The sequence below is a fragment of the Streptomyces sp. NPDC006512 genome (assembly GCF_040611935.1).
Classification (GTDB): domain Bacteria; phylum Actinomycetota; class Actinomycetes; order Streptomycetales; family Streptomycetaceae; genus Streptomyces.
The window spans coordinates 1-8,668 of the sequence record NZ_JBEXPG010000120.1 but is presented as its reverse complement, the minus strand read 5'-3'; the positions used below and the strand labels follow the sequence as shown (position 1 = coordinate 8,668).

At 72.6% G+C, this 8,668-nt stretch carries 6 protein-coding genes; 3 read left to right on the top strand and 3 right to left on the bottom strand.

The window, feature by feature from the left end; genetic code table 11:
* Window positions 1–745: 745 nt before the first annotated feature.
* Window positions 746–1,603, bottom strand: a complete 858-nt coding sequence (locus tag ABZZ17_RS39480) for an alpha/beta hydrolase (RefSeq protein WP_356884135.1) — start codon at window positions 1,601–1,603, stop codon at window positions 746–748.
* 82 nt (window positions 1,604–1,685) lie between these two features.
* On the opposite strand from ABZZ17_RS39480, the gene ABZZ17_RS39475 reads away from it, so the two are divergent.
* Window positions 1,686–2,240 (top strand): ABATE domain-containing protein, encoded by a 555-nt coding sequence (locus ABZZ17_RS39475; protein WP_356884133.1) that lies wholly within the window; start codon window positions 1,686–1,688, stop codon window positions 2,238–2,240.
* A gap of 157 nt (window positions 2,241–2,397) precedes the next feature.
* On the opposite strand, the gene ABZZ17_RS39470 is transcribed toward ABZZ17_RS39475, so the two are convergent.
* On the bottom strand, window positions 2,398–3,204 hold the full coding sequence (locus ABZZ17_RS39470; protein ID WP_356884131.1) for a hypothetical protein: 807 nt from the start codon (window positions 3,202–3,204) through the stop codon (window positions 2,398–2,400).
* Between the two features lie 61 nt (window positions 3,205–3,265).
* On the bottom strand, window positions 3,266–4,735 hold the full coding sequence (locus ABZZ17_RS39465; protein WP_356884137.1) for an MDR family MFS transporter: 1,470 nt from the start codon (window positions 4,733–4,735) through the stop codon (window positions 3,266–3,268).
* Between the two features lie 480 nt (window positions 4,736–5,215).
* Between ABZZ17_RS39465 and ABZZ17_RS39460 the strand changes: the two genes are divergently transcribed.
* Entirely contained in the window at window positions 5,216–6,004 is a 789-nt protein-coding gene (locus ABZZ17_RS39460) for an ABC transporter ATP-binding protein (RefSeq protein ID WP_356884129.1), read from the top strand.
* Window positions 6,001–8,577, top strand: a complete 2,577-nt coding sequence (locus ABZZ17_RS39455; protein WP_356884127.1) for an FtsX-like permease family protein — start codon at window positions 6,001–6,003, stop codon at window positions 8,575–8,577. The genes ABZZ17_RS39460 and ABZZ17_RS39455 overlap by 4 nt, the downstream gene beginning before the upstream one ends.
* The last annotated feature ends 91 nt before the right edge of the window (window positions 8,578–8,668 follow it).

Genomic DNA, 8,668 nt, shown 5'->3' with positions numbered 1-8,668 from the left:
GGGGCGGGCATGATTTATGGCGCCTTGTCCGGAGCGTCTTGTCGGGCGGGGCAGGGCGCCAACAAATCACGTTTTAGCCCCGGCCGACCCCCCACACCGTCCCCGCCCCCGGCCCGGGACCTTTCCGGGCCCGTTCGCCCCCCGGGCCTACCTCGGCCGCACTGCCCAGGCTTAGCCGGCCTACCGCCCTGCGGTGCTGCTCCAGCCGGGCCATATCCAGCCTCGCCGGCGTTTGAGGCGCGGGGTCTGGGGCGGAGCCCCAGGGGTCCCGGCTCCGCCGGGCATGTCCGGCCCGGGACGGCCCCGGCTCCGCTGGGTGGCTCCCGCCTCGCGCGCCGGGCATGTCCGGCCCGGGACGGCCCCGGCTCCGCCGGGCGGCTCCCGCCGCGCGCGCCTGGCTTGTCAGGCTCGGGACGGTTCCCGGCTCCGCCGGGTTTGTCCGGCTGGGGACGGTCCCGGCTCCGCGGGGTTGTTCCAGCCTCGCCGGCGTTTGAGGCGTGGGGGTTCGGGGGCGGAGCCCCCGGGGGCTTTGCTGAGCCGCGCCGGCGTTTGAGGCGGGAACGGTGGAAGGGCGGGTCGGGGACTGCCCCGCGCAGCGGCATACCCGGCGGCGAGCGCAGGGCAACGCCCGGTCCTGGTGGCGGGCGGTCGGGCCGAGGGGGTGGCCCCGGGCCGGGTCGGGGGACGCCCGAACGCCACATCCCCCAGGGGGCGGGGAACGCGCAGCGGGTGTCTTGGGGGTGGGTCAGTTCGGGAGGCCGGTGAGGAAGTCCTGGATCAGGGGGGCGATTTCGGGGAGGTGGGTTTCCAGGGCGAAGTGGCCCGCCGCGTCGAAGACGTGGAGCCGCGCGTCCGGGACGTCGCGGAGGTAGGCCTTCGCGCCCGCCGGGGTGAAGAAGGGGTCGCCCGCGCCCCAGACGACCAGCAGCGGGGGCTGCGCGTCGCGCAGCCAGGACTGCCAGGCCGGGTAGTGGGCGAAGTTGCCGGCGTAGTCGAAGGCGAGGTCGGCCTGGGCGTCGGCGCGTCCGGGCCGGCCGAGGTAGTGGACGTCGAGGGTCCAGCCGTCGGGGGAGATCAGTTCGGGGTCGGCGACGCCGGTCTCGTACTGGAAGCGGGTGCCCTCCTCGGTGAAGAGGCCGCGGACGCGCTCCTCGTCGCCCGGGACGTCCCGCTTGAGGCCGGCGAAGGCGCGTGCGGCGTCGGAGAGGCCGTCTTCGTAGGCGTTGCCGTTCTGGACGATGAGGCCGGTCACGCGTTCCGGGCGGCGGGTGGCGAGCCGCAGGCCGACGGGGGCGCCGAAGTCGAAGACGTAGAGCGCGTAGCGGTCGAGGCCGAGGGCGTCGGTGAAGCCCTCCACGATGTCCGCGAGCCGGTCGAAGGTGTAGGTGAAGCCGTCGGGGGTCCGGGTCCGGCCGGAGCCGGGGTAGTCGGGGGCGATCAGGCGGTACGGGGTGCCGTCCAGGGCGTCCATGAGGCGGGCGAACTGGTGGGAGGAGGTGGGGAAGCCGTGCAGGAGCAGCAGGACGGGGGCGTCGGCGGGGCCGCTCTCGCGGTAGGCGACGCTCACGCCGTCCACGTCGACCGTACGGTGCACGATAGTCATCACATGCCTCCTTGTGGGTTGGTGGCATTAGTTTGATCTAGGTGGGTGTAATGCGTCAAGGGGGTTGAGTAGCATTAGGTCTATGGATTCGTTTCCGCTCATCGGTGAGCACCTCGCCCTGGACCTGCTGAACACCCGGACCGCCGAAGGGGATCTGATCGCCGGTCCGTCCGGCCTCGCCGCGTGGCTGGAGGCACAGGGCGGGCGGCTGGAGGCGGTCGGGGCGGGGCCGCGGGAGGTGGCCGCCGTCCATGCCGTACGGGAGGCCGCCGGCCCGGCGCTCGCGGCCGTCCGGCGGGGTGAGCGGCCGCCCGCGGAGGCGCTGCGCGTGCTGAACGGGGCCCTGGCGGCGGCGCCGGCGCACCGGGAGCTGGCCTGGGCGGAGGGGGGCGGGCTGGAGGCGGTGGCCCGTCGGGACGCGGGCCCGGCGCACCGGCTGGCGGCGGAGCTCGCGGAGGCCGTGGCCGACCTGCTGACCGGGACCCGGGTGGCGGAGGTCCGGGAGTGCGGGGCCGAGGGCTGCGTGCTCCTGTTCCTCCCGGCGCACCCGCGGCGCCGCTGGTGCGTGGCGTCGGTCTGCGGCAACCGAGCCCGGGTCGCCCGCTACTACGCCCGCCACAAGGACGGCACTGCCTAGTGCCGTGACCGGAAAGGTCCACCGGGTCGCGACGCCCGGCACGGCACCTCTCCGCGTTGTCGCACCACGGAGGTACGTCCGGTACGAGCCGTGGCCCTCCGCCTTGAGATGCACCGCACCGGACGCCGCGCCCCGGCAAACCTTTCCGGCCACGGCCCTAGTCCACCCGGTACGGGTCGCTGCGCAGGCCGCGGGAGGTGACCACGACCGTGAACGGGGGTCGCGTCGTGGCGGGCAGGGGTGTCGTGAGGGCGCCCGTCAGGGGGTCGGGGGTGGCGGGCAGGACGGTGTCGTCGACGGTGAGGCGGGGTTCGGTGAAGCCGCCGCCCTCGACGGTGAGCAGCCCGTCGCGGACCTCGGCCCCGGTGATCACCGGGTTGGCGCGGGTGGCCAGCTTGTTGACCAGGTAGGCGCCGGCGGGGGCGCCCGTCAGGGTCCAGATCTCGCCGGGCAGGTGCGGGAGTCCGGCGCCGACGTCGGTGAGGAAGGTCAGCACGACGTAGAGCATCGTGACCGCGCCGAGGGCGACGTACTGGAGGTCGACGAGGTCGGTGCGGCCGCTGTCGTTCGCGATCAGCTCCCGCAGGGGGCGGCGGCCGTCCGGGGTCGGCTTCGGGGCCGGTTTGGCCATGCTGCCGTTCTCCACGCGCGTCCCGACGACCGCCTTCGCGCCGATCATGGCCGCGTAGGGTCCGCCGAGGAGCGGCAGGTAGACCTCGGCCAGCGGGGACAGGGGGCCGCCGGAGCCCCGGAAGTACGCGGTGCCGCCGCCGGCCGTCAGCCCGTACGCGAGGACCGTGAGCAGCAGCCAGACCAGGATCACGGTCCAGGCCAGGGCGAGGGTGGTGGAGGTGGAGAGCCGGCCGTCGCGGCCGGTGACGAAGCCCGGGGCGCGGCGCAGCCGCAGGGCCACGGGGCCGGCCAGGGCGGCCAGTAACGCCAGTGCGAAGAGTGCGGATGTCATGTCGTCCCCCCGGAAACGGTCCTGGGGACGAGAGGTACCGGATGGCCCGGTGCATGACAAGTCAGGTCTGGTCGTCCGTGCGGACGGGGAACTCGCGCGGCGCGATCAGCAGGAGGACCAGCAGCGCGGCCACGGCGGCGGCCGTCGCGCCGAGGAAGATGTGGTCCACGGCGGCGGCGACCGCCGAGCGCAGGTGGTCGGCGGTGGCCGCGGGGAGGGAGTCCCGGTCGGCGAGGGCCTTCGACACGTCGTCCAGCCGCCGGGGGAGTCCCGGCAGCGGGGAGTCGGCCAGCCGGGCGGCGATGGTCGCGTTGGCCACGGCTCCCAGCAGCGCGGCGCCCACGCTCTGGCCGACGGTGCGGCAGAACAGGACGGAGGCGGTCGTGGTGCCCCGTTCCTCCCAGCCCACCGTGGACTGCACGCCGATGATCAGCGGCAGTTGGAAGAAGCCGAGGGCGAAGCCCAGCAGCAGCATGATCAGTGCGGGCTGCCACGGCCGGGCGGGGTGGGGGAGCAGCGTGAAGGCGTACAGGATCACCGCGGCCAGGCCGATGCCGAGGACGGCGGTGTCGCGGAAGCCGATGCGCCGGTAGACGTGCTGGCAGAAGGCGGCGGAGATGGGCCAGCTCAGGGTCATGAGGGCCATCACGAACCCGGCGCCGACGGGGCCGAGGCCGAGCACGGTCTGGGCGTAGGTCGGCATGAACACCAGCGGGGCGACCATGAGCAGGCCCAGTGCGCCCAGGGCCAGGTTCACGGCGGCGATGGTGCGCCGCCGCCACACCCAGCCGGGCAGGATCGGCTCCGGGGCCCGGCGTTCGATCCGGACCACGACGGCGGCCAGGAGCGCGCTGGTCGCGAGCAGGGCCAGGGAGGGCGCGGACAGCCACGGCCAGGCGACCCCGCCCTGCACCAGCGCGAAGAGGAGCACCCCGCCGCAGGCGAAGACGCCGAGCGCGCCCGCCCAGTCGACGGGGCCCCGGCGGCCGGGGGAGCGTACGGGTTCGACGAGGTGCCGGGCGGTCAGCCACAGGGCGAGGCCGGCGAGCGGCACGTTGATCAGGAACGTCCAGCGCCAGCCCGCGTACGCGGCGAGCAGCCCGCCGAGGGCCGGGCCGATCAGGGCGGAGGAGGCCCACACGGTGGTCATCCGGGCCTGGATCCTGGGGCGTTCCTTCAGCGGGTACAGGTCGGCGGCCAGGGTCTGCACGGTGCTCTGGAGGGCGCCGCCGCCCAGCCCCTGGACGATCCGGAAGGCGATGAGCGCGGCCATGTTCCAGGCGGACGCGCACAGGACCGAGCCGACGAGGAACAGGGCGGTGCCGAAGAGCAGGACGGGCTTGCGGCCGAAGGTGTCGCTGAGCTTCCCGTAGACGGGCAGGGTGACGGTGACGGCGAGGAGGTAGCCGGAGAAGAGCCAGGAGAAGACGGAGAACCCGCCGAGGTCGCCGACGATCTGCGGTACGGCGGTGGAGACGATCGTGGTGTCGAGGGCCACCAGGGCCATGCTCAGCATCAGGGAGACGACCACGCGGGCGGGCGGGCGCCCGGCCGGGCCGCGGCGCTCGTCCCGGGGGTCCGGACGGTTGGCGGAAACGTTTCCTCCGGCGAGGTCCACCCCGTCCCCCACGGGCGTCTCCCCCTGGTTCCCGCCTGCCGCCACCGGACCTCCCCGCGCATCTGTGCCCCCGGCACCCGGACGCGGAGAACACCTTCTCACCGGGCGCGTGTCCGGCGGTATCCCTCACCCCGGGCGGGCCGGAGGCGCGGATCCCCTAGGGGTTCCTCCGCCTCACGGGCCAGGGGACGTTCGTCCCGCCGGATGAGGCCGAACGTCCCGCGACGTCTTTAACTGGTTCATATGAGCGGGGCCGCGGGGGTGGGGTTAACCCCCCGGTGGATACGGCGATGGGCACCAGCGCGCCGGACACCCCCCGCACCGCAGACTTCGACGGCGACGCACGCACGCACCAGCGCGCACAGAGCGCGCAGAAACCAGGGGGAGAGCACCGTGACAACGGCGATGACCGAATCCAGGCACGGGAGTACCGGAGGGCACGGCGCCGTCGCGGCCCGGGCGCGCAAGGTCGTCAAGGCCTACGGCTCCGGCGAGACCCGTGTCGTCGCCCTCGACGCGGTGGACGTGGACGTCCACGCGGGCCAGTTCACCGCGATCATGGGCCCGTCCGGCTCCGGCAAGTCCACGCTCATGCACTGCCTCGCCGGCCTGGACACCGTGACCAGCGGACAGATCTTCCTCGAAGAGACCGAGATCACCGGCCTGAAGGACAAGAAGCTCACCCAGCTGCGCCGCGACCGGATCGGCTTCATCTTCCAGGCCTTCAACCTGCTGCCCACGCTCAACGCCCTGGAGAACATCACGCTCCCCATGGACATCGCGGGCCGCAAGCCGGACCCGCAGTGGCTGGACCGGGTCGTGCAGACCGTGGGTCTCGCGGGCCGCCTCAAGCACCGCCCCACCGAACTCTCCGGCGGCCAGCAGCAGCGCGTGGCCGTCGCCCGCGCCCTCGCGGCCCGGCCGGCGATCATCTTCGGTGACGAGCCGACCGGAAACCTCGACTCCCGCGCCGGCGCCGAGGTGCTCGGGTTCCTGCGCCAGTCCGTGGACGAGCTCGGCCAGACCATCGTCATGGTCACCCACGACCCGGTCGCCGCCTCCTACGCGGACCGCGTCATCTTCCTCGCCGACGGCCGGATCGTCGACGAGATGTACGGGCCCACCGCGGACCAGGTCCTGGACCGCATGAAGGACTTCGACGCGCGCGGGCGGACCTCGTGACCGTCATGAAGACCGCGCGGCGCAACTTCGTCGCGCACAAGGGGCGGATGGCGCTCTCCGCCATCGCCGTACTGCTCTCCGTCGCCTTCGTCTGCGGCACCCTGGTGTTCACCGACACCATGAACACCACCTTCGACAAGCTGTTCGCCGTCACCAACTCCAACGTCACGGTCAGCCCCAAGGAAGCCGTCTCCGGTGAGGAGACCCCCGACACCGGCAAGCCGCAGACGCTGGAGGGCTCGGTCGTCGACCGGGTCAAGAAGGCCGAGGGCGTCCGGACCGCCGAGGGCGGCGTCCTGTCCATGGCCGTCACGGTGGTCAACGCCGAGAACGAGAACATGGGCTCGACCACCGGCGCCCCGACGATCGCGGGCAACTGGAGTGACAACGAGCTCAAGTCGATGAAGATCACCTCCGGCCACGCCCCGCGCGGCCCCACCGAGGTGATGATCGACAACGACACCGCGAAGAAGCACCACCTCGCCCTCGGCGACGAACTGCGCACCATCGCCGTCACCGGCGACAGCCGCGCGAAGATCAGCGGCATCGCCTCCTTCACGGTGACCAACCCGGGCGCGACGATCGTCTACTTCGACACCGACACCGCCCAGCGCCAACTGCTCGGCGCGGCCGGCGCGTTCACGCACGTCAACGTCACCGCCAAGGACGGCGTGAGCGACGAGCAGCTCAAGCAGAACGTCGCGAGCGCCCTCGGAGCGGACGCGTACAAGCTCCAGACCGCCAAGGAAGCCGCGGACGCCAACCGCAAGGACGTCGGCTCCTTCCTCGACGTCATGAAGTACGTGATGCTCGGCTTCGCCGGCATCGCCTTCCTCGTCGGCATCTTCCTGATCTTCAACACCTTCTCGATGCTGGTCGCCCAGCGCACCCGTGAGATCGGCCTGATGCGCGCCATCGGCGCCGACCGCGGCCAGATCAACCGGTCCGTGCTCGTCGAGGCCTTCCTCCTCGGCGTCGTCGGCTCGCTGCTCGGCGTCGCCGCCGGCATCGGTCTGGCCATCGGCCTCATGAAGCTCATGGGCCAGATGGGCATGGAACTGTCCACCGACGACCTGACCATCGCCTGGACCACTCCGGTCGTCGGCCTGGTCCTCGGCATCGTCGTCACCGTCGTCGCCGCCTACGTCCCCGGCCGCCGCGCCGGGAAGGTCTCCCCGATGGCCGCCCTGCGCGACGCCGGCACCCCCGGTGACCGCAAGGCCGGCATCGTCCGCGCCGTCCTCGGCCTGGTCCTCACCGGCATCGGTGGCACGGGCCTGTTCCTCGCCACCGCCGCCGAGAAGGCCTCCGCCGGCTCGATGTGGCTCGGCCTCGGCGTCGTGTTCACGCTCGTCGGGTTCATCGTGATCGGCCCGCTGCTCGCGGCCGGCGTGGTGCGGGTGCTCTCCGGCCTGGTCCTGCGGCCCTTCGGCTCCGTCGGACGCCTCGCCGAACGCAACGCCCTGCGCAACCCGCGCCGCACCGGCGCCACCGCCGCCGCCCTGATGATCGGTCTGGCCCTGGTCGCCTGCCTGTCGGTGGTCGGCTCCTCGATGGTGGCCTCCGCCACCGACGAGCTCGACAAGTCGGTCGGCGCGGACTACATCGTCAGCTCCGAGACCGGACAGCCGGTCATGCCGCAGGCCGAGCAGGCCATGCGGGCCAACACCCGCCTCGACCACGTCACCGCCTACCGGGAACTCCCGGTGAAGATCACCGCCCCGGACGGGACCACCAAGGAGACCAGGGTCGGTGCCACCGACCCGACGTACGCCCAGGACCTGCGGCGCAAGATGGTGGCCGGCGAGCACGCGGCGGCGTACGGCAAGGGCGCGATCTCGGTCGGCTCGATCTACGCCGACGCGCACCAGGTCAAGCTCGGGGACGAGCTGACGGTCGCCTTCGACGGCGGCAAGACGGTCAAGCTCAAGGTCGCGGCCATCACCAGCGACGAGGGCAACCTCGACAAGGGCACGTTCTACGTCAGCACCGCGCTCGCCGAGGCCTCCGTCCCGGCCGACCGGATGCCCCGCCCGTTCATGCTGCTGGCCACCGCCAAGGACGGCCAGGCCGAGAGCGCCTACGCCGAGGTCAAGAAGGCCCTCGCTGAGTACCCGCAGTACACCGTCCGCAACCAGGCCGACTACAAGCAGGCGCTGAAGGACCAGGTCGGCCAGCTGCTGAACATGGTCTACGGGCTCCTCGGCCTCGCCATCGTCGTCGCGGTACTGGGCGTCGTGAACACCCTCGCCCTCTCCGTCGTCGAGCGGACCCGCGAGATCGGCCTGATGCGCGCCATCGGCCTCTCCCGCCGCCAGCTGCGCCGCATGATCCGCCTGGAGTCGGTGGTCATCGCCCTCTTCGGCGCCCTGCTGGGCCTCGGACTGGGCATGGGCTGGGGCGCCGCCGCGCAGCAGCTGCTCGCCCTGGAGGGCCTGAAGGTCCTGGAGATCCCGTGGCCGACCATCCTCGGGGTGTTCGCCGCCTCGGCCCTGGTGGGCCTGTTCGCCGCACTGGTCCCGGCCTTCCGGGCGGGGCGGATGAACGTCCTGAACGCGATCGCCAGCGACTAGGCAGTGTCTTCAAAGGGGCTTTAGCCAGAGGAACAGGGATGCGACGGTGACGGCTGCCTGGTAGGACTCGCGGGTTTTGTCGTAGCGAGTG